The organism is Micromonospora sp. WMMD1076 (assembly GCF_029581475.1).
GTDB classification, from domain to species: domain Bacteria; phylum Actinomycetota; class Actinomycetes; order Mycobacteriales; family Micromonosporaceae; genus Micromonospora; species Micromonospora aurantiaca.
The window spans coordinates 3,321,717-3,346,552 of the sequence record NZ_CP120862.1 but is presented as its reverse complement, the minus strand read 5'-3'; the positions used below and the strand labels follow the sequence as shown (position 1 = coordinate 3,346,552).

Here is a 24,836-nt window from a genome sequence, read left to right as displayed (position 1 = left end):
CGCACCGCCCGCCGGTTCCCGGCTCGGCCTCACCGCAGCCGCCGGATCCGGCTGAGGTAGGTCTGTGTCACGACGACGACCACCAGGAACGCGCCGCTCACCACCGACTGCAGCGAGGAGGTGAGATTACCGATCTGGTTGATGACGTTCTGGATGACACCGAGCAGCAGCACACCGCAGAGACTTCCGCTGACGCTGCCCGCGCCCCCGATCAGCAGCGTCCCGCCGATGACCACCGCCGCGATCGCGTCCAGCTCCAGGCCGACGCCGAGGATGGTGACGCCCGAGCCGAGCCGGGCGGTGTTCAGCACGCCGGCGAGGCCGGCCAGCAGCCCGCTCAGCACGTAGGTCAGGACCTTCACCCGCGCGACGGGCAGACCCATCAGCGCCGCCGCCTCCGCGTTGCCACCCACGGCGAACACCGCCTGACCGTACCCGGTGCGTTGCAGCAGCAACGCCCCCAGCACGCAGAGCAGCGCGGCGACGAACACCGGGTACCCGACGCCGAGCAGCGTGCCGCGACCGACGTCGAGCAGCGCCGCGTCCTTCGGCACGAGGTAGGTCGTCGCCCCCTCACCGGTGATGGCGAGCAGCAGGCCGCGGGCGCCGAGCAGGCTGGCCAGCGTGACGATGAAGGGTTCGAGGCCGGTGCGGGCGATCACCAACCCGTTGAGCAGTCCGATCCCCCCGCACACGGCCAGCGGTACCAGCAACGCCGCCACGGTGCCGTACTGCGAGGCCCAGGCGGCCAGTACCCCGCCGAGGGCGAAGACGGAGCCGACCGACAGGTCGATGCCGCCACTGATGATCACGAAGGTCATGCCGAGCGCGACGATGGCGAGGGTCGCCGACTGGATGGCGATACCGGACAGGTTGTCCGCGGTGGCGAAGGCCGGGAACACCAGCGCCGAGACGGCGCCGGCGAGCAGGAGTACGGCTGGAGCGCCGTGCCGTTGCGCGAGCGCCGCGACGCGCTCGCTGGTCGCCGTACGCGCTCGGGGTGCCTGTGCCGCGACGGCGGTGAGTTCCGTGGTGTCGGTGACGCCGGTCATCGTGTCCTCCGCTGCCGGGCGAGGTAGACGGCGACCAGGATGATGACCGCCTGCACCATCTGTGCCGTGGAGTCGGGCAGATCATGTTTGATCATCGTGGCTCGCAGCAACTGCATGAGCAACGCGCCGGCCACGGTGCCGAGGACCCGGATCCGTCCGCCGCTCAGCGGAGTGCCGCCGACCACGACCGCGGTGATGGCCGACAGTTCGATGAGGTTGCCGATGGCGGACGGGTCACTGGCGGTGAGGCGGGCCGTCGCCAGCACGCCGGCCACGGCGGCGAACAGTCCACCCAGCACGTAGGCGACGACCAGGACCCGCCGTACCGGCAGACCGGCCAGCCGGGCGGCGGCCCGGTTGCCCCCGATCGCCACCAGTTGCCGGCCGTACGTGGTCCGGTTGACCAGCAGCCCCACGACGACCGCGAGCACGACGGCGATCAACGCCACGACCGGCAGGCCGAGGACCTCCTCGCTCCCTAGTGCGAGCAGGTCGGGGTTGCGGATCTGCTTGAGCTGACCGTCGGCGATGACCAGCGCGATCCCCCGGCCCGCCACGAGCAGGGCGAGGGTCGCCACGATCGGTTGCAGACCGACCACCGCGACGAGGGTGCCGTTCAGCGCGCCGGCGGCGACTCCGGCCAGCAGCGCCACGGCGATCGCCGGCACCGCGCCGAACCCCAGGTAGAGCGGCAGTACCGCGGCCGCCAATGCCATCACCGACCCCACCGACAGGTCGATGCCCTCGCTGCCGATGACCAGGGCCATGCCCAGCGCCACGATCAGGACCGGGGCGACCTGCACGAGCTGGGTGCGCAAGTTGCCGAGCTCGACGAAGTTCTCGGTGAACGCGGCGTTGAACAGCAGCAACGCGAGGACGGCCACGTAGACGCCGTAGTCCTGCACGTACCGGGTCAGCACCGCCCGGTCGAGAGGCCGATCGAGCGCGGGCCCCGCCTCAGCGGTCTTCATCGCGGTCCTCCCTGTCGGCGGCGAGCCGGGTCATGATGGCGTCCTCCGAGACGTCGTCGCCGGTCAGTTCGCCGACCACGGTGCCGGCTCGCAGCACGACCACCCGGTCGGCGCCCTCGACCAGTTCCTCGAGGTCGGAGGAGATGAGCACGACGGCCAGACCGTCCCGGGCGAGTTCGGCGACGAGCGCCTGCACCTCGGCCTTGGCACCCACGTCGATGCCCCGGGTCGGCTCGTCGAGCAGCAGCAGCCGCGGGTTGAGGCAGAGCCACCGGGCGAGCAGTACCTTCTGCTGGTTGCCGCCGGACAGCTCACCCACCCGTTGCTCGGGACCGGACGCCCGGATCCGCAGCCGCCGCATGAACGTCTCGACGATGCGGTCCTGACGCGCCCGGCTGATCATCCCGGCCCGGGCGAGCCGCGGCATCGCCGCCAGCACGATGTTCTCCCGTACCGACAGCTCGGGGATGATGCCCTCGGCCTTGCGGTCCTCGGGCAGCAGCGCGACGCCCGCGCGCAGCGCGGCGGCGGGCGTGGGCCGGCGGATCTGCCGGCCGTCCACGACGACGCGGCCGGCGTCCAGCGGCAGCTCGCCGACGATGGCCTTGACCGTCTCCGACCGGCCGGATCCGAGCAGCCCGCCGAGCCCGACCACCTCTCCACCGGCGACGGTGAACGAGACGTCGTCGAGCGCGTGCCGCTTGCGCAGACCGTCGGCGTGCAGGACCGGGGCGCCGTCTACCGGCCCGTGGCCGGTGAAGGCGGTGACGCCCTCCCGGGCGACCTGGGTCAGGCTGCGCCCCAGCATGTGCGCCACGAGCTGGAGCCGGTCCAGCTCGGCCAGTGTGCCGGTGTGTACGGTCCGGCCGTCGCGCAGGACGGTGATCCGGTCGCACAGGTCGTAGAGTTCGTCGAGGCGGTGACTGACGTAGAGCACAGCGATGCCTCGGGCGCTCAGCCGCCGCACCACCTCGAACAGGGTGGCCACCTCGTGCGGTTCGAGCGACGACGTCGGCTCGTCCATGATGAGCACGCGGGCGTCGACGGCCACCGCCCGGGCCAGCGCGACCATCTGCTGGGCGGCCAGGCTCAGCGAGCGCAGCGGGCGGGTGACGTCGACCTCGATGCCGTAGCGGGAGAGCACCTCGCCGGCCTGGCGGTTCATCCGCGCCACGTCGACCAGGCCGTACCGGCGAGGTTCCCGGCCGAGGAAGAGGTTGCGGGCCACGCTCATCAGCGGGATGAGGTTGACCTCCTGGTAGATGGTCGAGATGCCGGCGCGCTGCGCGTCCAGTGGCCGATCGAAGGCCACCGGTTCGCCGAGGTAACGCACGGCGCCGCCGTCCGGCTGGTAGACACCGGTGATCACCTTGATCAGTGTCGACTTGCCGGCGCCGTTCTCGCCGACCAGCGCGTGCACCTCGCCGGGGCGCAGTGTCAGTTCCACGCCGTCCAGCGCGAGCACACCCGGGAACTTCTTGGTGACGCCCCGCACCTCGAGCACGGACGCCACCGCGTCGTCAGTCATGTCGGTCTTCCCTCGTGAGACAGGACGACCGGGCCGGCGCGCCCGGCGGCGCACCGGCCCGGACCGGACGGTCAGTAGGCGTTGCCGAGCGACTCGCGGGCGTTGTCCGCGGCGTACTCCCGGTCGGAGATGATGACGTTCTCCGGTATCGGGGTGCCGGCGTAGAAGTCCTGCGCGGTCTTGAAGGCCAGCGGCCCGAATCGCGGGTTGGACTCGATCACCGCGTTGATGGTGCCGTCGACGATCCCCTGGACGGCGTTACGGGTGCCGTCGATCGATACGATCTTGACGTCCTTGCCCGGGTTCTTGCCCGCGGACCGCAGCGCCGTGACCGCGCCGAGGGCCATCTCGTCGTTCTCGGCGTACACCGCGGTGATGTCGGGGTTGCTGGAGATGAGCTGCTCCATCACCGCCTGGCCCTTGTCCCGGGCGAACTCGCCGGTCTGCTGGGCGACGATTTCGAGACCGGGCGCGGTCGCCTTGATCTGGTCGACGAAGCCGTTGGTCCGGTCGGTGGTCACGTTGTTGCCCGAGGAGCCGAGCAGGATGGCGACCTTGCCCTTGCCACCGGTGACCTTGATCATCGCGTCGGCGGCCCGCTTGCCCTGCGCGACGAAGTCCGAGCCCAGGAAGGCCAGGTAATCCTTGCAGCTCGTTGCGTTGATCTTGCGGTCGATGGTGAGGACCGGGACCTTCTTGGCCGCTGCCGCCTGCAGGGCCGGCTCCAGGCCGTCGCTGTTGAGTGGCGCGACGATGAGGAACTGGGCACCCTGCGCCAGCATGTCCTGGATGTCGCTGATCTGCTTGGAGAGCTGCGACTGCGCGTTGGTGACCAGCAGCTTCTTCACCCCGGCCCTGGCCGCCTCGTCCCGGATGGACTGCGTCTCGGCGATCCGGAAGGGATTGGCCTCCTTCTCCGACTGCGAGAAGCCCACGACGGCGTTGGCGAGGTCGAGCTTCGGCACGCCGTAGGCGTCCAACGTGCAGCTCGCTCCGCCCGGCGCGGCGGAGGCGACCTGCTGCTCACCGCCGCTGCCGGCCGGGGCGGGGGTGCCGTCGGTCTCGCTCTTGGTGCAGCCGGTCAGCAACGCCGAGGCGGCGAGCAGCGCGACCGACAGGTGGGTCAGGGCCTTCTTTCCGGTGCTCATGTGATGACTCCTCACGCATGGTGGACCAACCCGGCGACGGATGACGACGCGCGGAACGCGAGCCGGGCAGCCGGGGGCGATGGTGTGGTGATCACTGTCGGTGCGTTGTGACGCATCGATGAAAGAGGATTGACGGGTTGTCCGTCGGGCCTCTATAACGTTATACGGGTAGCCAAGGAAGTCAATACGATCGCCACCGTTCGCTCCCGGAGATCCCACCGACATCCGCGCCCGGCCGGGACCGGACCGAATGGCCGCCCCGACACCTCACCGCCAGCCGCCACGGCGCCACCCGGCCCTGACGGCCCACCCGATGGAGACGGCATGACACGTCCCGACCCCGTCCGCCGCACCGCATCCCTGCTGGCCGTCCTCGCCGTGGTCGCCGGGCTGCTCACGGCGCCGCCCGTGCCGGCCGGCGCCGCGCCGGCGAAGAACCCACCGCTGACCACACCGTGGACCGCCCAGGCGCTCAACGGCACACCACTGCCCGAGTACCCGAGACCGCAGATGACCCGGCCGGACTGGCTCAACCTCAACGGCGAGTGGCAGCTACGACAGTCCGCCACCGACGACGCCCCGCAGTTCAACACCGACCTGCCCGAGCGGGTCAACGTGCCCTTCCCGGTGGAGAGCGCGCTGTCCGGAGTGCAACGGTCCGCCGGCGACAACCGCAACTACCTGTTCTACCGGCGCACCGTGACGGTGCCCGCGAACTGGAGCGGACGCCGCGTCCTGCTGCACTTCGGCGCCGTCGACTGGCAGACCACCGTCTGGGTCAACGGCACCGCGGTCGGTGGCCACACCGGCGGCTACGACGCCTTCACCTTCGACGTCACCCCGCAACTGCGGGGCGGCGCCAACGAGATCGTGGTGAAGGTGTGGGATCCGACCGACAGCCGGCAGAACGGCAGCCTGCCGCCGATCGGCAAGCAGACCAAGCAGCCCGGCGGCATCTTCTACACGCCGAGTTCGGGCATCTGGCAGACGGTGTGGCTGGAACCGGTGCCGGCGGCCTCGATCAGCAGCGTCGACCTCTATCCGAGCCTGACCGACAACACCCTTCGTGTACGGGTCTTCAGCCGCGGCGATGTCGGTGGTCACAGCGTCCTGGCCGAGGCGCTCGACGGCACCACAGTGGTCGGATCCGCCACCGGCGGATTCACCGAGTTCAAGGTTCCCGTGCCGAACGCCCGCCGGTGGTCGCCCGACGACCCGTTCCTCTACAACCTGCGGGTCACCCTGCGCAACGCGGCGGGCGGTCAGGCCGACCGGACCACGCACTACTTCGGCATGCGCGAGATCAGCACCGGTGTGGTCAACGGTGTCCTGCGGCCCAAGCTCAACGGCCAGTTCGTCTTCCAGGTCGGCACGCTGGACCAGGGGTTCTGGCCGGACGGCATCTACACCGCGCCCACCGACGCCGCGCTCGCCTTCGACCTGCAGAAGCACAAGAACCTGGGCTTCAACATGGTGCGCAAACACATCAAGGTCGAACCGCAGCGCTGGTTCTACCACGCCGACCGGCTCGGCCTGCTGGTGTGGCAGGACGTCCCGTCGCTGACCGCGCAGGACATCAACGCGACCGACGCGCAGCAGGCGCAGCTCGAGACCGAGGCCCGCGAGATCGTCGACGAGCACCGCAGCTCACCGGCGGTGGTCACCTACACCGTCTACAACGAGGGGTGGGGCGAGCGCGCGCTGGCCGACACCCGCCGGGTCGCCCAGAACGTGAAGAACCAGGACCCGACCCGGCTCGTCAACGCGCACAGCGGTTACAACTGTTGCCAGTCGTTGGGTAACCCGGGCAACGGCGACATCGACGACTGGCACGTCTACCTGGGGCCGGACTCGCCGGTGCCGTCGAGCAGCCGGATCGCCGTGCTCGGTGAGTTCGGCGGCCTGGGCCTGCGTGCGCCCGGACACGAGTGGAGCCCGAACGGCAACTTCTTCGCCTACGAGTGGCAGCCGAACTCCACGGCGCTGACCAACCGGTACATCGGTCTGGTGCAGGGCACGCAGAACCTGATGCTCGGCAAGGGGCTGAGCGCCTCGGTCTACACCGAGATCGCCGACCAGGAGGGTGAGCTGAACGGCTTCCTCACCTACGACCGGCAGGTGGTCAAGATGGACCAGGCCCGGGTGCGGGCCGCCAATCTCGCGCTCATCAACGCGTCGAGGTCGATCGGCAGCTCGGCGCCGGTGGCACTGCCACTGAACATCCGTCGTTCCTTCCAGGTCACGACGCCCGGTTTCACCAACCGGTACCTGCGGCACCGGGACAGCCTGGCCTACACCGAAGTGGTCGACGCGGGCAGTTCCGCGCTGCTCAAGAACGACGCGACCTACACGGTCCGGGCCGGTCTGGCCGACCCGGCGTGCTACTCGTTCGAGTCGGTCAACTATCCGGGGCAGTTCCTCCGGCACCAGGACTCGCGCGTGCGCAACTCACCGAACGACGGCTCGGCGCTGCTGCGCGCGGATGCCACCTGGTGCGCCCGGGTCGGCGTCACGGGTAGCGGCGTCTCGTTGGAGTCCTACAACTTCCGCGGCAAGTACCTGCGGCACTACAACTCGGAGGTCTGGCTGAGCAACGGCACGGGCGGTGAGGCGTGGAACTCCCCCACGTCGTGGGCCGCGGACAGCACCTGGAACATCACGACACCCTGGGCGCCCTGAGGCGGACGGGTCCAGGACGCCGTTCGGCCACAGCGGGAATCGAGTTCGCTCTATTGACAAGGATTGTTTACGGTTTCACCCTGAGAGCGCTCTCCCGCGCCGTCTCCGGCGCGTCACGAACAACCGGAAGGAGTTCGATGATCAGGACAACTGCGCTGCTCACCGCCGCGTTGCTGGGGCTGTCTGCCCCGGCCGCCCCAGCGGCGGCCCACAGCGCCGACCACGCCGAAGCGCGATCGGCCGTGGCCGGCCTGCCGCTCGGCATGGCCGCCGCGATGCGCCGCGACCTGCACCTGACCGACGATCAACTCACCGCCCGGCTCACGGCCGAGGCCGCCGCGGCGGTGGTCGACCGACGGCTGCGCTCACGCCTCGGCACCGGGTACGCCGGCTCGTGGCTGGAGACGGACGGCCCGCTCACGGTCGCCGTCACCGACGCCGCCGCGGCGGACGCGGTGCGGGCCGAGGGAGCCCGGCCCAGGCTCGTCCCTCGGACGCTCACGAGCCTGACATCGGCGCGTACCGCCCTGGACCGGAGCGCCGCCGACCAACCGCCCGGGGCCGCCGTTCGCGGCTGGTACGTGGACGTCGCCGCCAACCAGGTGGTCGTGCGGGTCGCACCGGGGCAGGAACGCGCCGGCCGAGCGTTCGTGCGCGGCGCCGGTCTCGCCGACGCGCTCGTCCGCTACGCGCCGGCGCCCGACGCGCCGCGCCCGATGTACGACATCCGCGGCGGCGACCAGTTCGTCATCAACGGCAACGTGCTCTGCTCCGTCGGCTTCGCCGTGGTCGGCGGCTTCGTCACCGCAGGACACTGCGGAGCCGCCGGCAGCCCCACCCGCGGCTTCAACAACGCCGCCCAGGGCACCTTCGCCGGCTCGTCGTTCCCGGGCAACGACTACGCCTGGGTCCGCACCAACGCCGACTGGACGCCGCGGCCCTGGGTGAACAACTACGCCGGCGGCAACGCTCCCGTCGCCGGATCCCGGGACGCGGTGATCGGCAGTTCCGTGTGCCGGTCGGGACGCACGACCGGCTGGCGGTGCGGCACGCTGCTGGGCCGGGAGGAGACGGTCAACTACGCGCAGGGCGCAGTCCACGGGCTCAGCCGCAGCAACGCCTGCGCCGAGGGCGGTGACTCCGGCGGCGCCTGGCTCTCCGGCGACCAGGCCCAGGGAGTCACCTCCGGCGGATCCGGCAACTGCACCACCGGCGGCACCATGTGGTTCCAGCCGGTCAACGAGATCCTCGGTGTCTACGGACTCAGCCTGGTCACCACCGGCGGGGGCGGCTCCGGCACCCGGATCATCAGCAACTGGAACAACAAGTGCGTCGACGTGCCGAACTCGAACTTCTCCGACGGAGTCCCGCTGCAGGCGTGGAACTGCAACGGCACGGCCGCGCAGGGATGGACGTTCACCGGCGGCAGCCTGCGCACGCAGAACAACAAGTGCATGGACGTCGCCTGGGGCTCCCGGGACAACGGCGCGGTCATCCAGATCGCCACCTGCAGCGGCAACCCGGCCCAGCAGTTCGTGCTGTCCGCCGCCGGTGACCTGGTCAACCCGCAGGCCAACAAGTGCGTCGACATCAAGGACTGGAACGGCAACGACGGTGCCCGGTTGCAACTCTGGGAGTGCGCCGGCACCGCCAACCAGAAGTGGCGCACCGGCTGATCGCAGGCATGACACGGCGTCCCGTCCGGGCCGGTCCGAAGTGGGCCGACGGCGGGACGCCGTGCCGCTCAGGGGCAGTCAGCGCAGGCGCCACCCTTGGGTTCCACCCGGCGGCCGGCTGACGGCGCAGGAACCCGGTCCCGCGCCGACCAGCCGGCCGCCTACCGTTCAGGTCCCGAACACCTGCAGCTCGTACAGCCGGGCGGCCGGGTCACCGTTCTGGGTGGGGGTCAGCACGGCCACCCGGACGTACCGGCCACTGGCCGCGAGCGGGTGCTCCGTGGCGTCCGCGGTGTTGCCCCGTACCGCCGCCACCGTCGTCCACGTCGTACCGTCGCCGGACACCTGCAGGTCGAAGTCGCGCGTGTTCCACGCCCGGTTCTCACCGCCGGCACCGGCGTGGAACACGCCGATCGACGTGATCGCCCGGCTGGCCCCGAGGTCGACGCGGAGGAACCGGCTCGCACCGGTGGAGCACCACTTGTCGGCGGCGCCGCCCGCGACGCTGCCGTTGACGGCCTTCTCCGGCCCCTCGGTGGCGGCACACTGCGAGTCGGCCGTGGCCGGCCGGTTCAGCGCCAGATTGGTGCCGCCGTACACCTCGAACTCGTCGATGCGGGCGGCGCTGTTGCCGTTGTTGGTCGGCGCGGTGATCGCCAGGCGCACGTAGCGGGCGGTCGCCGACGCGATCGGGTGGTAGGTGCGGCTGGACCGGTTGCCGCTGACCGAGACCCGGTTCGTCCACGTCGTCCCGTCGGTGCTGGTCGCGATCGTATAGGCGCCGGTGTTCCAACCGGTGGTCTCGCCGCCGAGACCGGCGTGCTTGACCACGAAGGAACGCACGGCCTGCGCCGATCCGAGGTCCACCTGGAGGAACTTGTCGGCGGCGAGCGAGCACCACTTGCTGGCGCCGCCGAGGCGGCCGTCGAACGCCTTCTCCGGCCCCTCGGCGCCGGCGCAGGCTGCCGACCCGGTCGCCGGCCGGCCGGCGGCGAGGTTCGCGCCGAGTTCCGGGGCGGCCGGCGGCGGGGTGGCGCCGTCGGTGAACGACGGCGGCACGTCCGCCGGGTTCGTGCCCCACGCCGAGGGCGCGCCGCCCATGGTGTACGCGAGGGTGGCACCGTCCGCCAGGTCGGCGTACCGCAGCCAGGGACGCTGCCGTGCCGAGCCGTCGAGGGACAGGGCCTGGACGTACTGGTTCCCCTGCCCGGCGTTCGCGCCGGTGATCTGCACGTCCCCGGCCGGACGGTCGACCAGCACGGACGGGAACAGGGGCCCGTGCAGCGCCAGCGTGTCCGCGCCCGGTGTCGGAGGGTACATCCCGAGTGCCGACCAGACGAACCACGCCGACGTGGCGCCGAGGTCGTCGTTGCCGGGCAGGCCCCCCGCGCCGGTGGTGAACGACTCGTTCATGATCCGCCGGACGGCGGCGCTGGTGCCGGCCGGCGCCGCCGCGAAGTGGTAGGCCCACGGCACGCCGTGCTCCGGCTCGTTGCCGATGTAGAAGTAGGGCTGGGACTGCCCGCCGTTGGTCTGGGTGAAGTGGTGGTCCAACCGCTGGACGGCGGTCTGCCGGCCACCCATCAGGTTGATCAGCCCGGCGAAGTTGTACGGCACCATCCACGTGTACTGCGAGGCGTTGCCCTCGACGAAGTTCGACTGACTGGCGGGGTCCAACGGCCACGGCCAGCTCCCGTCGGCGTTGCGCGGGTGCACGTAGCCGGACTCGGTGTTGAAGACGTTGCGCCACCACTGCGCGCGACCCATGTGGGTGGTGTACGTCGCGGTGTCACCGAGGGCGCTGGCGAACCGGGCGACGGCGAAGTCGCTCGCCGAGTACTCCAGCGAGTCGGAGGGATCGCCGGCGATGTACTGCCGTTGCTCGTACGTGCTCTGGCGGCCCCGGATCGGGCTGCCCTGCATGGTGCCGCCCGCGGAGCTCTTCTTCATCAGCGCCAACGCCGCCGCGGTGTCGAAGTCGCGCACGCCGAACTGGTAGAGGCTGTCCACGATGATCGGCCCCGGGTCACCCGTCATCACGAACGCCTCGTTGGTGTTGTGCGACCACTTGGGCAGCAGGCCGCCCTGCTGGCCGTCGAGCACCATGGACTTGGCGATGTCGGCTGCCTCGCGCGGGGCGAGGAAGGCGATCAGGGCCGACCAGGAGCGGTAGATGTCCCATCCGGAGTAGTTCTGGTAGACGGGATGGCTCGCGCTGTGGATCGCGTTGTCGAAGCCGCGGTAGCGCCCGTCGACATCATTCGACAGGTTGGGGTTGATGAAGACGCGGTACAGCGCGGTGTAGAACTTCTGCAGGTCGGCCGCGGCCCCGCCGCTGACCTGCACCCGGTTGAGCAGCGTGTTCCACTCGGCGTCGGCGTCGCTCCGCACCTGGTCGAAGGCGAAGCCGGACTGCTCGGCGGCGAGGTTGGCCGCCGCGCCCGCCGCGCTGACGAACGAGATGCCGACCTTCATCTGCACGACCGCGTTCGACGAGGTGTCGAACGTGAGGTAGCCGCCGGAGTTCGTGCCACTGGCGGACGTGCTGCCGGCGGAGACCGTGCCGCCGAGCCAGGTGCCCACTCCGGTCGGCGCCCGGTCGAACTCGATCCGGTAGAAGATCTGGTAGGTCTTCGAGTTGCCGCAGAAGCCACCACCCGTGACGCTGCCGGTGACCGTGCTGCCGTTGATCGTGATGGTGCCGGATCGGTTGCCGGTGGCGCTGCGGCTGGTGTTGACCAGCACCCGGGCGCTGCTGGTCCCCGGGTAGGTCATCCGCAGGGCGGCGGTGCGGGTGGTGGCGGTGGCCTCCACCCGGGTGTTCCCGTAGTTGCTCAGCACCGCCCGGTAGAAGCCGGGCCGGGCCTGTTCCTGACTCTTGTCCTGGGTGGCCCGGTAGGAGGTCCAGGAGGTGCCGGGAGACGCGCCCAGCCCGCCGGTGATCGGCAGGATGCCGAGATCCTCGTTGTTCGCGCACCCGGCGCCGTTGAAGTGGGTGAGGCTGAACTCCTCGATCTGGGTGTCGCTGGCGCGGTAGCCGGACGGCGAGGCGGTCGGGGTGTCCGGGCTGAGCTGCACCATGCCGAACGGCTGGATCGGTCCCGGGACGGTGCTGCCACCGGCACCGCCGCCGACGGGGTTCGGGGCGTTGCTGTCGTCGGTGCCGATGAACGGGTTCACGTACGGGGTCAGGTTCAGCGGCGCCGCGGCGGCCGGAGCGGCGACCGCGACGAGCGCGGACGCGCCGGTGACGGCGGCGGCCAGGAGGCTGGGCAGACGGGACGGGCCTGATCGGGGCATGAGGCGGACCCTCCTTCGAGGCACACGGTGGACATCCGCCGGTGACATCGTTGTCATCGAAAGACGTCGACATCCTGTGTAGAGGTTCCGAGCGGGGGGTGTCAATGGCGGAGCTACCGGGCGTCGGCCCGGCCCGGCGGACGCTCCCCCGATCCCCGCGGCAGCAGCCGGGTCGGCAGCACCACGCGCCGGGGCGGCCCGGCCTCGCCGTCGAGCCGGCCGAGCAGCAGTTCCGCCGCCCGCCGACCCATGTCCACCGGATCGTGCGTGACCACGCTGATGCCCAGCACCTCACCGAGGTCGATGTCGTCGAAGCCGACCAGCGCCGGCGGTGCCGGATGCCCCCGCAACGCCCGGAGGGCACCGTGGGTGATGAGGTTGTTCATGGTGAACAGGGCGGTGGGAGCGGGCACCCGGCGCAACAGGTCACGGATGACCCGCTCGGCCGCGGGGACGTCGTGCGCGTTCTCGATCAGGTATTCGGCCCAGTCCGGACGTCCCGCCTCCCGCATCGCCCGGGCGAAGCCAGTCACCCGGTCCCGGTGCGTGCTCAGGCGGGACAGGTCACCGACCACACCGATCCGTCGGTGCCCGAGACCGACGAGGTGCCGGCCGACCTGGCGGGCGCCGTCACGGTTGTCGAACAGCACGGAGTCCGCCGCGAGGTTCACCGCCGGGCGGTCCACGAAGACGAACGGGATGCCGTGCCGTTGCTCGTCGGCGAAGTGGGCGTGTTCGGCGGCGGTGGAGGCGATGACGAGTGCGCGGACCCGCCGTTCGAGCAGGACGTCGGCCAAGCGGCGCTCCCGCCGCGGATCCTCGTCCGTGCTCGCGATGACCAGTTGCAGGCCGTGCGACCGGAGCTCCCGCTCCAGACCGCCGGCCAGCCGAGCATAGAACGGATTGGCCAGGTCGCCGATGAGCAGCCCGACCAGGGTCGAGGTGGCCGCCCCCCGACGCAGCTCCCGGGCGACCCCGTTGGGCCGGTACCCGAGCTGGTCCGCGACCGAGCGCACCCGGCTCCGGGTGACCTCAGCGACCCGGGGCTCACCGCTGAGCGCCCGGGAGGCGGTCTTGACCGACACCCCGGAGAGTTCCGCGACCTGGATGAGACTGGGTCGACCGGGTTTGCGCGCAGCGGCCATGGCCTCGATTGTCGCACCGGGGTCGCCGCTGTCGATCCACCGCCCGCACCGGGCCCGCGGCCGGTTCGCGCGCCCGGCACCGGTCCGGCCGGTTCCGGTTCCGGTTCTGATCTTCGGGAGCCGCCCCGAAGGCACTGCGTCGCAGCTCAGGGCTGTGATGTCGGTCTCGACCGTCGCCACCCGGGCAACGGCTTATTACCGTTTTGTTACAAGGCTGATGATCGGGCAAGCTTGCGGACCACGCAGATCCGCGCTTAGGTTGCCGCTGGCAACAAAATAGGAACCTGACCGCTACCCAACGTTCGAGAGGCGGCCACGATGCCCGTGGGGGGTTGCGAACGATGAACGAGGCATCCGTCCTCCTGGAGATGCGTTCGATCACCAAGGAGTTCCCCGGCGTCAAGGCACTGGCCGACGTCAACCTCAGGGTGTACGCCGGCGAGATCCACGCCATCTGCGGCGAGAACGGCGCCGGCAAGTCGACCCTGATGAAGGTGCTGAGCGGCGTCTACCCGTACGGCACTTACCAGGGCTCCATCACGTACCGGGGCGCGGAGGCACGATTCTCCGACATCCGGGCGAGCGAGCGCGCCGGCATCGTGATCATCCACCAGGAGCTCGCGCTCGTCCCGAACATGTCGATCACCGAGAACATCTTCCTCGGCAACGAACCACGCCGGCGGGGCGCGGTCGACTGGAAGGTGGCCAACCGCCGCGCGATCGAGCTGATGGCCCAGGTCGGTCTGCGCGAGGACCCGGACACGCTGGTCAAGGACATCGGTGTCGGTAAGCAGCAGCTCGTGGAGATCGCCAAGGCGTTCGCCAAGGACGTCCGGCTGCTGATCCTGGACGAGCCGACCGCAGCGCTCAACGAGGCCGACTCCCGGCACCTGCTGGACCTGCTGCGTGGCTTCCGCGACCAGGGCATCACCTCGATCATGATCTCGCACAAGCTCAACGAGATCGAGGCGGTGGCCGACCGGATCACCATCCTTCGGGACGGCCGCACCGTCGAGACGCTCGACGTGAAAGCCGGCGGGGTGGACGAGGACCGCATCGTGCGCGGCATGGTCGGCCGCGAGCTGAGCAGCCGCTTCCCGGACCACACCCCTCGGATCGGGGAGGTGTTCTTCGAGGTCCGGAACTGGAACGTCCGGCACCCGATCTCCGCCGAGCGGAAGGTCTGCAAGAACGAGAGCTTCGTCGTACGCCGGGGGGAGATCGTCGGTTTCGCCGGACTGATGGGTGCCGGGCGGACCGAGCTCGCGATGAGCGTCTTCGGCCGCTCCTACGGGGTGTACGAGTCGGGCACGATCGTCAAGGACGGAAAGGAGATCGTGCTGAAGTCCGTGGCCCAGGCGATCCGCCACGGCCTGGCGTACGTCAGCGAGGACCGCAAGGCGGTCGGGCTCAACCTGCTCGACGACATCAAGACCTCGACCGTGTCGGCGAAGCTATCCAAGATCACCCGCCACGGCGTCGTCGACGAGGTCGCCGAGTACCGGGCCGCCGAGGCGTACCGCAAGGACCTGCGGACCAAGGCGCCGACGGTGGACGAGGGGGTCGCCAAGCTCTCCGGCGGCAACCAGCAGAAGGTCGTCCTGGCGAAGTGGATGTTCACCGACCCGGACCTGCTGATCCTCGACGAGCCCACCCGGGGCATCGACGTGGGCGCCAAGTACGAGATCTACGGCATCATCCAGCGGCTCGCCGACCAGGGGAAGGGCGTCGTCGTCATCTCCTCGGAGCTGCCCGAGCTGATCGGGCTCTGCGACCGCATCTACACCGTGTTCGAAGGCGCCATCACCGGTGAGATCGACCGGCGCGACGCGGACCCGGAACTCCTCATGAAGCAGATGACCTCGACGAAGAAGATGCAGACACGATGAGCCGAATCAAGGACCTGCGGAACAACCTCTTCGGAGGCACCACCTCCAACGCACGCCAGTTCGGGATGATCTTCACCCTGCTGGCCATCGTCCTGCTGTTTCAGTTCCTGACCGATGGGCTCACGCTCCGGTCGGACAACCTGATCGCACTCTTCCAGCAGAACTCGTACATCCTCATCCTGGCCATCGGCATGCTGATGGTGATCGTGGCCGGCCACATCGACCTGTCGGTCGGCTCGATCGCCGCCTTCGCGGGCATCCTGGTCGCCAAGGCGATGGCCGACTGGTCGCTGCCGTGGCCGCTGGCCATCCTCTACGGGCTCGCGATCGGCGCGGTCATCGGCGCCTGGCAGGGCTTCTGGGTCGCCTACATCGGCGTGCCGGCCTTCATCGTGACGCTGGCCGGCATGCTGCTCTTCCGCGGTGGCAACCAGTTCATCGGTAACGCCAACACCGTCGCCGTGCCGGAGGGCTTCCGGGTCATCGGCGCCGGCTTCCTGCCCGAGGTCGGACCGGACACCGGATACAACAACCTCACCCTGCTGCTCGGCCTGGCCGCCTGCGCCGCCGTGGTGTGGCGCGAACTGCGGGACCGCCGGACCCGGCGGGAGATGAAGGCCGACCCGATCCCGATGTGGATCTCGCTGCTCCGGCTGGCCGTCATGATCGGCGTGATCGTGTTCGCCGCCCTCCGCTTCGCCAGTGGCCGGGTCGGCACCAGCTTCCCGGTCTCGGGCGTCATCCTGGTCGCGCTCGTGCTCGCCTACTCGTTCTACACCCGTAACACCGCCAGTGGACGGCACATCTACGCGGTCGGCGGAAACTCTCGGGCGGCCGAACTCTCCGGGGTGAAGCTCAAGCGGGTCAACTTCTTCGTCATGATGAACATGTCGATCCTGGCCGCGCTGGCCGGCATGATCTTCGTGGCCCGATCGGCCGCGTCCGGTCCGCAGGACGGCAACGGCTGGGAACTCGACGCCATCGCCGCGGTCTTCATCGGCGGGGCCGCCGTCTCGGGCGGCATCGGCACCATCAGCGGTTCGATCGTCGGCGGCCTGGTCATGGCCGTGCTCAACAACGGCCTCCAACTGCTCGGTGTCGGCACCGACCGGGTGCAGATCATCAAGGGTCTGGTGCTCCTGCTGGCCGTCGCACTCGACGTCTACAACAAGAGCCAGGGCCGCTTCTCCGTCATCGGCAGCATCACCCGGCCGTTCCGGCGGGACACGAGCCCACCTCCCCAGACATCGTCCGCGACGGATCAGGAATCCGCCCGGACCGCGGTGCCCGGCTGACGGCCACCGATCCCTCTCCGCACCACCTCACCAGAAGGGCACATTGCAGCCATGCGTAATCTGATCGGCAAGTCGGTGGCGATCGGCGCCATCGCGGCGCTGGCACTCACCGCCTGCGGCTCCGGCCGTGACGGCGGCTCCGGCGGCGACCAGGGCAGCAGCAAGGGCTTCGCGGCCGACTCCCTCATCGGCGTCGCGCTGCCGGCCAAGACCTCGGAGAACTGGGTTCTCGCCGGTGACCTGTTCACCAACGGCCTCAAGGAGGCCGGGTTCAAGAGCGACGTGCAGTACGCCGGCGCGTCGACCACAGTCGCCGACCAGCAGGCCCAGATCACCGCGATGGTGACCAAGGGCGCCAAGGTCATCGTCATCGGCGCGACCGACGCCGCCCAGCTGTCGACCCAGGTCGCCGCCGCCCACCAGGCCGGTGTCAAGGTCATCGCCTACGACCGGCTCATCACCAACACGCCGGACCTCGACTACTACGTCGCGTTCGACAACTTCAAGGTCGGCCAGCTCCAGGGCCAGGCGCTGCTGGACGGCATGAAGGCCAAGAAGCCGAACGGGCCGTACAACATCGAGCTCTTCTCCGGTTCGCCGGACGACAACAACGCCGGTGTCTTCTTCGACGGCGCGATGAGCGTGCTCAAGCCGGCCATCGACAAGGGCGACGTCGTCGTGGCCTCCAAGCAGACCGACGTCAAGCAGACCGCCATCCAGGGCTGGAAGGCCGAGGGCGCCCAGGCCCGGATGGACCAGCTGCTGACCTCGACCTACGGCAGCAAGACGCTGGACGGCGTCCTGTCGCCGAACGACACCCTGGCCCGCGCGATCATCACCTCGATCAAGGGTGCCGGCAAGCCCGTCCCGGTCGTCACCGGCCAGGACTCCGAGGTCGAGTCGGTCAAGTCGATCATGGCGGGCGAGCAGTACATGACCATCAACAAGGACACCCGCAACCTGGTCAAGCAGACCATTGCGATGGTCAAGTCGCTCCAGGGCGGCAACGACCCCGAGGTCAACGACACCAAGTCGTACAACAACGGGGTGAAGGTCGTCGACACGTACCTGCTGCCGCCCGTGGCCGTCACCAAGGCCAACGCGGCCGAGGCGTACGCCAACGACCCGAAGCTCGCGCCGCTGACCAAGTGAGCGTCGGGAGGTAGTTCCCGGAGCCGGTGGTCCGGGGCCGAGGCCCCGGACCACCGGCTCCGTTCTTCATCCGGGCACCCACCCCGCCGCGGCGCGGAAGGAGGCGAACGACGATGCCGGTGTCGGCATCGCCCCGATCCGCCGGGCCGGGCCGGGGCCGCCCGGCTCCCCCGCCGCCCGCACCCGGCACCAGCCAGGAGGAGATCCGGCGGCAGAATCTCGGCGCGGTGCTGCGACACGTGCATCTGCACGGACCGACCTCGCGCGCCGAGCTGACCAGCCGGCTCGGGCTGAACCGCAGCACCATCGGCGCGCTCGCGACCGAACTCGCCGTCGCCGACCTGGTGCGCCGAGCGCGGGTCGTCGTGCCGGACGGCCCTCGTTGGTGCTCGGTCCGCACGCCGACCGCGTCCAGGTGCTCGCGCTGAGCGTGGAAGCTCGTCGGCTGCGCGTGGCGCGCTTCGGGCTGGGCGGACGTCTCCTCGACCTGCTGCCCGCCGAACCCGGCGGGGACGCCACCTTGATCGGTACCGCCGAGCTGGCCTTCGGCCGGCTGCTCGCCGACCCGCTGACGGTGGCCGCCGGAGCCAGCCCCGTGTTCCCGATCCCGGCTGAGTTCGGTCACCACCATCAGGGCTCGGGCCACCACACCGGACGGACCGTGGCCGTCGCCGCGCGGTGCCGGGTGTCGAGCGGCGCGCCGATCAGCCTCCTCGCGGGCGCCTCGACGGCCACCTCGACAGGCATGGCGGATCGTTCGCCGGGGAATAGTGCCGGGCATGGCCTCGTACTCGGTGAATCTTGCGGCTGTCGCCCGCGCCCGGCGGCTCATCGAAGCACGCCAGTACGTCCTCGACAGCGACTGGGGCGTCGTCCAGCCCCGGGCCACCGACGAGAACGGCTACCTCGACAGGCACTCGTGGCACGAGTACGGCGAATGGTTTCTCGGCCGCACCGAGGGAGCGAACGAGGAGACGAAGGCCCGGTACGCCTTCGTCTACGGCGACTTCCGCCGCGTCCACCGGTCCGGACTGGTCGCGTGCGTCTACCGCGCCTCGGAGTGGCGCCACAAGGACGTCGAGCTGGCCGCGCACGACCTGCTGCAACTGCTCGACCAGAACGCCGGCTGACCCTGCGCACGGGGGTGGACCGGACGCACGCGGGACGCCGGCTCCGTACGCCATCTGGCCGTGCCCGCGAGACCCGCACCGCGGCCGGCACCGACTCGCCAAGCGGGCGCGAGTGGCGTCTGCGCTGTCCGCCGCCGGGGCGGCCGGCACCGGCCGCTACTCGAAGAACTTCAGGCTCCAGCCGGTGTCGGTGTTCGGCCCGGGGACGTTGGCCCGCCGGTAGGTGGTGTTGCCCCACCAGCAGAACGTGCCGGTGTACCAGAACCGGTTGCTCCAGGTGTAGGGCGTTCCCTTCGGCACCGCGTGGAACATCAGCGGGAATCGCGGCCCGGCCGGCGGGCTCGTGGCGATGTCGCCATGCAGCAGCACGAAGGTGTGATGCCCGGGGCCGTTGACGTAGAGGGTCGGATCCCAGCCGGACATCATGGTGGACCGGTTCGAGCCGAACAGGCAGCCGTTGGACTTGTACCAGTCCCACACGTACGTCGGGTCGCCGCCGGCCCGCAGTCGCAGGTCCGCGAGACAGTACTGGTCGCTCCAACTGCCGTTGGCGGAGTAGACGATGTGCAACTGGCCGTTCGGGTCCCGGATCGGCTCCGGCCCCTCGTTGATGAACGGGTTGCCGACCACCCGCTCCCACGGCTCCCGCGGTTGGGAGATGACGTAGCGCGCGCCGACCGGCGTGGTCGGGCTGCTCATCCTGGCGAGGTAGATGTTCTGCTCGACGTTTGTGTCACCGGCCCATCCGGACCAGACGAACCAGCGCTGCCCGTTGAACGTGAACAACGACCCGTCGATCGCCCACTTGTCGTCCGGCAGGGCCAGTTTCTGCTCGGCGGTGTACCCGCTGTCCGGCGACGTCGAGCTGATCACGAACGTGCGGCGACTGCTGCCCGCGCCCAGCGCGAAGTAGATGTAGTAACGTCCGCCGTCGAGGACGATCTCCGGTGCCCAGACGCCGCCGCGGCCCCGGGTGTCCGTCCACACCTGGCGCTGGGCCGCCCCGCTCAACTGGTCGGGTGACGAGGCTTGACGAACGGCGATGCCGTCACCGACCGACTGGGCGGAGATGTAGGTGCCGCCGACCCGGATGACACTGGGATCCGCCGCCCGGATGCTCTGCGCGGCCTCGGCCGGCGAGTCGACGAACCCCACCTGCCACAAGCCGGCCGCGGCGAGCAGAACCGCGACGAGGAGACTCCCGAGCATCCGCTGTCGTTTCATGGCATCGTCCGGTTCCGTTTGGGTTCGAGAGGCGGCTGACCTCCCGGCGCACGAGAGCGCTCTCCCAGACTGACCAATCGACGCTCGCCGTGTCAACCATCGACTCAGATCGATTCAGGGTGAGAGCGGCGGACCGATCGTCAGCCGGCAACGTGGCGACCGCGACGTGCCGGTGGCCCGCCCGCCGGATGCGGTCGGCGAGCCACCGGCAAGCGCCCGTCAGCCGTTGTCGATCAGGCCGGCGATCTCGTTGTAGATCAGGTGTGCCTTCGCACCCTGGTTGGACGGACACCCACCGAGGTGGTGCAGGGCGATGACGCGGTGATTGGCGTCGAGTACCGGCGAGCCCGAGTTGCCGCCCGAGGTGTCGCAGCTGTAACTGATGTTCCAGGTGTTGTAGTTCGCGTTGCGCACCGTGCAGACACCGCCGTTCTGCGTGTCCTCGTAGATCGACAGTCGCTTCGGGCTGCCGTCACCGTGCCCGGGCACGTACATCCGGGTGCCGGTGCTGGTCGCGGTCGTCCTCAGGTAGAGCGTGCCGAACCCCTGGATCGCGGCGAAATTGTTCACCGAATAGAGCGCGTAGTCCAGCTCGCCCGACCCACCGCTGCTCACCCGGTAGAGGGTCGCACCACTCACCTTCGTGCCCGGGCCCGGGTTGTTGCCGCCACAGGTGGCGCACTGGTAGTTGAACTGCGCCTCGCTGGCGCTGACCACGGACTGGGTCGAGAAACAGTGCTTGTTGGTCAGCATCCGGTTGGTGTTCCCGACCCGCCAGGTGGTGCACAGTCCGCCGCCACCGATGAGCAGGCGTGCCACCGCCCGGCCGCGGGCGTACTCGGTGGGGTGGGTGCTCTGGTAGCAGACCACGTCCCGGCGGGCGTCGGTGCTACAGACGGACGTGGTCGAGAAGTTGTGCCGGGCGATCTCGGCCTGGTCGTAGCCCCGCCAGAACCGGTCGACGTCGACGACCGCGCGAGCGGGCCGCGCGCTGTGCAGCGTCACCACGGCGGTGTCCCCTGTCACGGACATCGCCCAGAAGCCCGGCCCGCCGTCGGTGGTGTAGTCCGAGCCGGTCGTCCGGTCGAGGCTCCCGTCGTACCGGTAGCTCTCTCGGCCGTCCGGGCTGGACACCGTGACGTAGTCCCCCTCGTTCAGCCGCAGTGCACTGAAGTGGACCTTGACGTACGTGGCGCCGGGATGCCGGATGAGCTGACGCGCACTCGGCCGGTCGGCGGTGCGGGTGGTGTCGAGTGTGCGCAGCTCACCCACAGTGGTGACGCCTTCGGCGGAGAACTGTGCCGCCTCCGGCGCCCGGACCGATGCCGGCGCCACCGGCCGGGTCGGATCCGCCCCGGAGGCGGATGCCGGCAGCAGGCTCACCCCGAGCGCCCACACACCGAGCACTACCGCCGCGTATCGCGCACCGCGCCGCAACATCTCTCTCATCCGCACTCCTTTCCGAGGAACGGCGGATGCCGTCCCGACGGGCTCCCCCGCACCAGCAATCTATAGAAGGATATCGATTTTTAGCGGGATGCGGTACCGCCGGATCGACGGCCGGCCCGGCAGCGACGCCGGAGCGCCGCACCGTCGCCCGCCCGTCAGGTCCCCGGAGCCGGGCGGCCGAACCGGTACGACGTGTCGGTGACGACCGTGGCGCAAGGGGGCCACGGCCGGGCCGCCCTTACGGTTTGACGTGCCGCGCACATCGCCGCCGGTACGGTCGGACACGTGGATTCGCAACCGGCGCGAGGCGCGGCACCTGGTCACGGCCATCACCGGCGGGCCGACGGACCGGCTGACGACAGCGCCGAACGGACCGGCCGTTCGACCGTCGAGCAGCGTTCGGGGTTGACCCGAGACCTCACCGGGTTCGAGCTGGCAGAGGCGTTCCTGCTCGCCGCCGTGATCGCCGTTCTGGCCATCCGCGGATTCCTCGCGGTCAGCGGATATCCGCAGGTGAGCGGCTCGGGACTGCATATCTCACACATGCTGTGGGGCGGATTGGGGATGTTGGTCGCCCTGCTACTGCTGTTGCTGTTCGTGGGCAGTCGGGTACGCAACGCGGCCGCCTGGATAGGAGGTGCCGGTTTCGGCACCTTCATCGACGAGTTAGGCAAGTTCATCACCCAGGACACCGACTACTTCTTCCAGCCCACCATCGCGCTGATCTACGCCGTGCTCCTGGCCGTCTTCCTGTCCGTACGATTCTTGTCCCAACGCCGTCCGCCCTCCCGGGCCGAGCAACTGAGCTACGCCTACGGCGCACTGACCGACCTTGCGGCGGGACGCCTCAGTGAACGCCGCCGCCGACAGGCGCTGGATCTCCTCAGCGGCGACGATCCGCCGGCGCCACAGGTCTGCGCACTCCTCGACCAGGCCCCCGAGCCCGCTCAGCCGCCGAGCGGGTGGATCCGCCTCACGCGTTCCATGGACCGGGCGCTGACCAGGCTGAGAGCGGTTACCGCCCATCCCATCGTGCGCCGTGCCGTCATCGGGCTGTTCTTCGTTCTCGCCACAGGCATCGTCGCAGTCCTGATGACCCGGATCGTCCGGCGCGGCGACGCCACACCACCACTGAACGTCGAGACCGTCGGCACGATAGCGACCGTCCTCGGCGTCGGAGTGTGCAGCCTGCTCGGGGTCGCGCAGCTATTGTGCGGTGCACGGGTCACCGCACTTCGCCTCTTCTACCGGGCCGCACTGGTGGCGCTGTTCATCGGGCAATTCGTCGCCTTCATCGCCGTTCAGTTCTTCGCGCTGATCAGCTTGGCGGTGAACCTGCTGGTGCTCGCCACGCTCCGGACCGAACTGGCCGCCGAGACCGACGACCGTCGGTGATCGTCTGCCGAGAGACCTCGGCGCCATACACCTCGGCCAGGTGAGCCTGGCTCTCGCCGGCGGGCACGCCGATCCCGTTCAATCGGCCTGCTCCGGCCCTTCTCTGGCCGCTGCGGGAACCGCCTCCGGCGACGGCGACACGAGCGACGACGGCGGGAGGGCCGGCAGCGATGACGACGGGTGGGGGTCCGTCGCGAGGAGGGTCTGGGCGGCAGCCACCAGGGCCACCACACCGGCCGGCAGGGCCAGCTCGATGCTCGGTGCGAAGGCAGGGCTGTGGTTCGTCGGCAGATTGGCGAGCTTCTCGGCCGCGTTCGCACCGGGCGCCGCCCGCCACCGACGCGGCCCGACCGTGCCGAGCATCCAATAGCTGCTCGGTATCCCTCCGGCGGTCAGCAGCGGAAAGTCTTCGGACGCGAGGGAAGGCGGCCACCAGCCGACCCGCTCGGGCCCGAACGCTCGCTCGTGGGCCGCCCGGACCCGGGAGGTCGTTGCCGGATCCGCGACGTGGGCGGGGGTACGCGACACGACCCGTACCGTCGGCTCGCGCGGGCTGCCGGCGGCCTCGCAGGTTGCTCGGACGGTGCGGATGACGCTGCTCAGCACCCGGTCCAGTGTTGCCTCGTGCAGCGCCCGGATCGTCACGCCGAGGGTGGCGTGCTCGGCGATGACCCCCGGGTGGTGGCCGGCGCGCAGCGTGCCGACTGTGAGCGCCACCTGCTCGGCCGGGCTGACCTGACGGGCCACCACGGCCTGCAGCTGCACGACGATGGTCGCGGCGAGCACCACGGGGTCCACGCACAGGTGCGGGGTGGCGGCGTGCCCACCTCGGCCGGGCACGGTGATGTCCAGGGTGATGCAGCCAGCCGTCAGGGGACCGCTGCCGTGGGCGACCATGCCTGCCGGTAGTGGTGCGGCGTGCTGGGCGAGGAGCAGGTCGGGACGGCCGAACCGCTCGTAGAGGCCGTCGTCGAGCAGCGCCGCCGCACCCCGCATGGTCTCCTCGGCCGGCTGCCCGAGGATCAGCAGTGTTCCTCGCCAGCCGTCGCTGTCCCGGGCCAGGTGGGCGGCGGCGCCGACCGCCGCGGCCAGGTGCAGGTCGTGGCCGCAGGCGTGCATGACGGGCACGGTCTGGCCGTGGGCGTCCATGCCGGTCGCGGTGCTCGCGTATGGCAGGCCAGTCTGTTCCGCGACCGGCAGCGCGTCCAGCTCCGCTCGTATCAGCACGCACGGGCCGACCTCGTTGGCGAGGACACCGACGACGCCGTGCCCGCCGATACCGGTCGTGACCTGGGCGCCGATCCCCCGTAGAGCGGCCGCGAAGCGGGCCGCGGTGCGTTCCTCCATACCGGACAGCTCCGGGTTCGCGTGCAGGTCGCGATAGAGCCGGGTCGCGTCGGCGATGACCTCCGGATGGATTGCCGGGCCGCTGGGGCGGGTGACGGTCCGCACTGCGGGTGGTGCCATGGGGTTAGCCAAGCCCACGCCGCTGTCACACCGCTGACATGACATGACAGCGGTTTGCGTCGGCGGCCGTGGGCGATCGGTGAGCGCGCTGAGGTGTGCTTGCGGCGGGGCCGGACGAACCGGCCGGACACCGACCGTTAGGAGTCATCATGGCGCCCGAGACCGACCTCAACGCGCTCGCCGAGGAGATCCTGGAGCTGGAGTCGGAGACCTTCGCGATTTCCGACTACGCCGACGCGTCCGAGGCGATCCTCGCCTCCTGCTCCTCGTCGGGCACCACGTCGACCTGCAGCAGCACCACGTCCACCACCAGCTGCTCGGCCTGACCGATTGCGG

Annotated in this window: 16 protein-coding genes and 2 pseudogenes; 9 read left to right on the top strand and 9 right to left on the bottom strand. The window is 70.1% G+C overall.

Translation table 11 applies throughout. From position 1 onward, the window contains the following. Positions 1-29: 29 nt before the first annotated feature. The 4 genes from O7622_RS16075 to O7622_RS16060 form a co-directional block, all read right to left on the bottom strand. Positions 30-1,052 (bottom strand): ABC transporter permease, encoded by a 1,023-nt coding sequence (locus O7622_RS16075; RefSeq protein ID WP_282308981.1) that lies wholly within the window; start codon positions 1,050-1,052, stop codon positions 30-32. After that, positions 1,049-2,023 carry an ABC transporter permease gene (locus O7622_RS16070; RefSeq protein WP_282308980.1) on the bottom strand — a complete coding sequence of 325 codons (975 nt, stop codon included), beginning with the start codon at positions 2,021-2,023 and terminating at the stop codon, positions 1,049-1,051. The genes O7622_RS16075 and O7622_RS16070 overlap by 4 nt, the downstream gene beginning before the upstream one ends. Then, the gene (locus O7622_RS16065) at positions 2,010-3,551 is read right to left on the bottom strand and encodes a sugar ABC transporter ATP-binding protein (RefSeq protein ID WP_282308979.1); all 1,542 of its coding nucleotides are present in this window, start codon (positions 3,549-3,551) and stop codon (positions 2,010-2,012) included. Before O7622_RS16065 ends, O7622_RS16070 begins: the two co-directional genes overlap by 14 nt. Positions 3,552-3,622: 71 nt before the next feature. Beyond that, positions 3,623-4,699, bottom strand: coding sequence for an ABC transporter substrate-binding protein (locus tag O7622_RS16060; RefSeq protein WP_282308978.1), 1,077 nt, complete (start codon positions 4,697-4,699; stop codon positions 3,623-3,625). A gap of 324 nt (positions 4,700-5,023) precedes the next feature. On the opposite strand from O7622_RS16060, the gene O7622_RS16055 reads away from it, so the two are divergent. Both O7622_RS16055 and O7622_RS16050 read left to right on the top strand, forming a co-directional pair. Next, positions 5,024-7,378, top strand: coding sequence for an AbfB domain-containing protein (locus tag O7622_RS16055; protein ID WP_282308977.1), 2,355 nt, complete (start codon positions 5,024-5,026; stop codon positions 7,376-7,378). A gap of 137 nt (positions 7,379-7,515) precedes the next feature. Continuing rightward, entirely contained in the window at positions 7,516-9,054 is a 1,539-nt protein-coding gene (locus O7622_RS16050; protein WP_282308976.1) for a ricin-type beta-trefoil lectin domain protein, read from the top strand. 168 nt (positions 9,055-9,222) lie between these two features. On the opposite strand, the gene O7622_RS16045 is transcribed toward O7622_RS16050, so the two are convergent. Both O7622_RS16045 and O7622_RS16040 read right to left on the bottom strand, forming a co-directional pair. Next, entirely contained in the window at positions 9,223-12,354 is a 3,132-nt protein-coding gene (locus O7622_RS16045) for a GH92 family glycosyl hydrolase (protein WP_282308975.1), read from the bottom strand. Positions 12,355-12,467: 113 nt separating this feature from the next. Continuing rightward, positions 12,468-13,499 (bottom strand): LacI family DNA-binding transcriptional regulator, encoded by a 1,032-nt coding sequence (locus O7622_RS16040; protein ID WP_282308974.1) that lies wholly within the window; start codon positions 13,497-13,499, stop codon positions 12,468-12,470. Positions 13,500-13,840: 341 nt separating this feature from the next. On the opposite strand from O7622_RS16040, the gene mmsA reads away from it, so the two are divergent. From mmsA to O7622_RS16015, 5 genes and pseudogenes are all read left to right on the top strand, one after another. Further along, entirely contained in the window at positions 13,841-15,388 is a 1,548-nt protein-coding gene (mmsA, locus tag O7622_RS16035; protein WP_282308973.1) for a multiple monosaccharide ABC transporter ATP-binding protein, read from the top strand. Beyond that, positions 15,385-16,683 (top strand): multiple monosaccharide ABC transporter permease, encoded by a 1,299-nt coding sequence (gene mmsB / locus O7622_RS16030; RefSeq protein ID WP_282308972.1) that lies wholly within the window; start codon positions 15,385-15,387, stop codon positions 16,681-16,683. The genes mmsA and mmsB overlap by 4 nt, the downstream gene beginning before the upstream one ends. 51 nt (positions 16,684-16,734) lie before the next feature. Beyond that, a complete protein-coding gene (locus tag O7622_RS16025; RefSeq protein ID WP_282308971.1) occupies positions 16,735-17,835 on the top strand; it encodes a sugar-binding protein in 1,101 nt (366 codons plus the stop codon). Positions 17,836-17,948: 113 nt separating this feature from the next. Next, positions 17,949-18,322 (top strand): annotated as a pseudogene (locus tag O7622_RS16020) (sugar kinase); the annotation flags it as partial. A 292-nt stretch (positions 18,323-18,614) separates the two neighbouring features. Beyond that, positions 18,615-18,965 (top strand): hypothetical protein, encoded by a 351-nt coding sequence (locus tag O7622_RS16015; RefSeq protein WP_282308970.1) that lies wholly within the window; start codon positions 18,615-18,617, stop codon positions 18,963-18,965. 156 nt (positions 18,966-19,121) lie between these two features. On the opposite strand, the gene O7622_RS16010 is transcribed toward O7622_RS16015, so the two are convergent. Together O7622_RS16010 and O7622_RS16005 are read right to left on the bottom strand one after the other, a co-directional pair. After that, positions 19,122-20,174, bottom strand: coding sequence for a glycoside hydrolase family 43 protein (locus tag O7622_RS16010; RefSeq protein WP_282308969.1), 1,053 nt, complete (start codon positions 20,172-20,174; stop codon positions 19,122-19,124). Positions 20,175-20,408: 234 nt separating this feature from the next. Further along, positions 20,409-21,638, bottom strand: coding sequence for a trypsin-like peptidase domain-containing protein (locus O7622_RS16005; protein ID WP_282308968.1), 1,230 nt, complete (start codon positions 21,636-21,638; stop codon positions 20,409-20,411). Positions 21,639-21,923: 285 nt separating this feature from the next. Between O7622_RS16005 and O7622_RS16000 the strand changes: the two genes are divergently transcribed. Next, positions 21,924-23,033: a hypothetical protein gene (locus O7622_RS16000; RefSeq protein ID WP_282308967.1), complete on the top strand. Its 1,110-nt coding sequence runs from the start codon at positions 21,924-21,926 to the stop codon at positions 23,031-23,033. Positions 23,034-23,222: 189 nt separating this feature from the next. Here the strand turns inward: O7622_RS16000 and O7622_RS15995 are convergent. Continuing rightward, positions 23,223-24,500 (bottom strand): annotated as a pseudogene (locus O7622_RS15995) (amidohydrolase); the annotation flags it as partial. A gap of 149 nt (positions 24,501-24,649) precedes the next feature. On the opposite strand from O7622_RS15995, the gene O7622_RS15990 reads away from it, so the two are divergent. Further along, complete coding sequence (locus tag O7622_RS15990) at positions 24,650-24,826, top strand: thiazolylpeptide-type bacteriocin (protein ID WP_073827725.1); 177 nt, start codon at positions 24,650-24,652, stop codon at positions 24,824-24,826. Positions 24,827-24,836 lie beyond the last annotated feature (10 nt).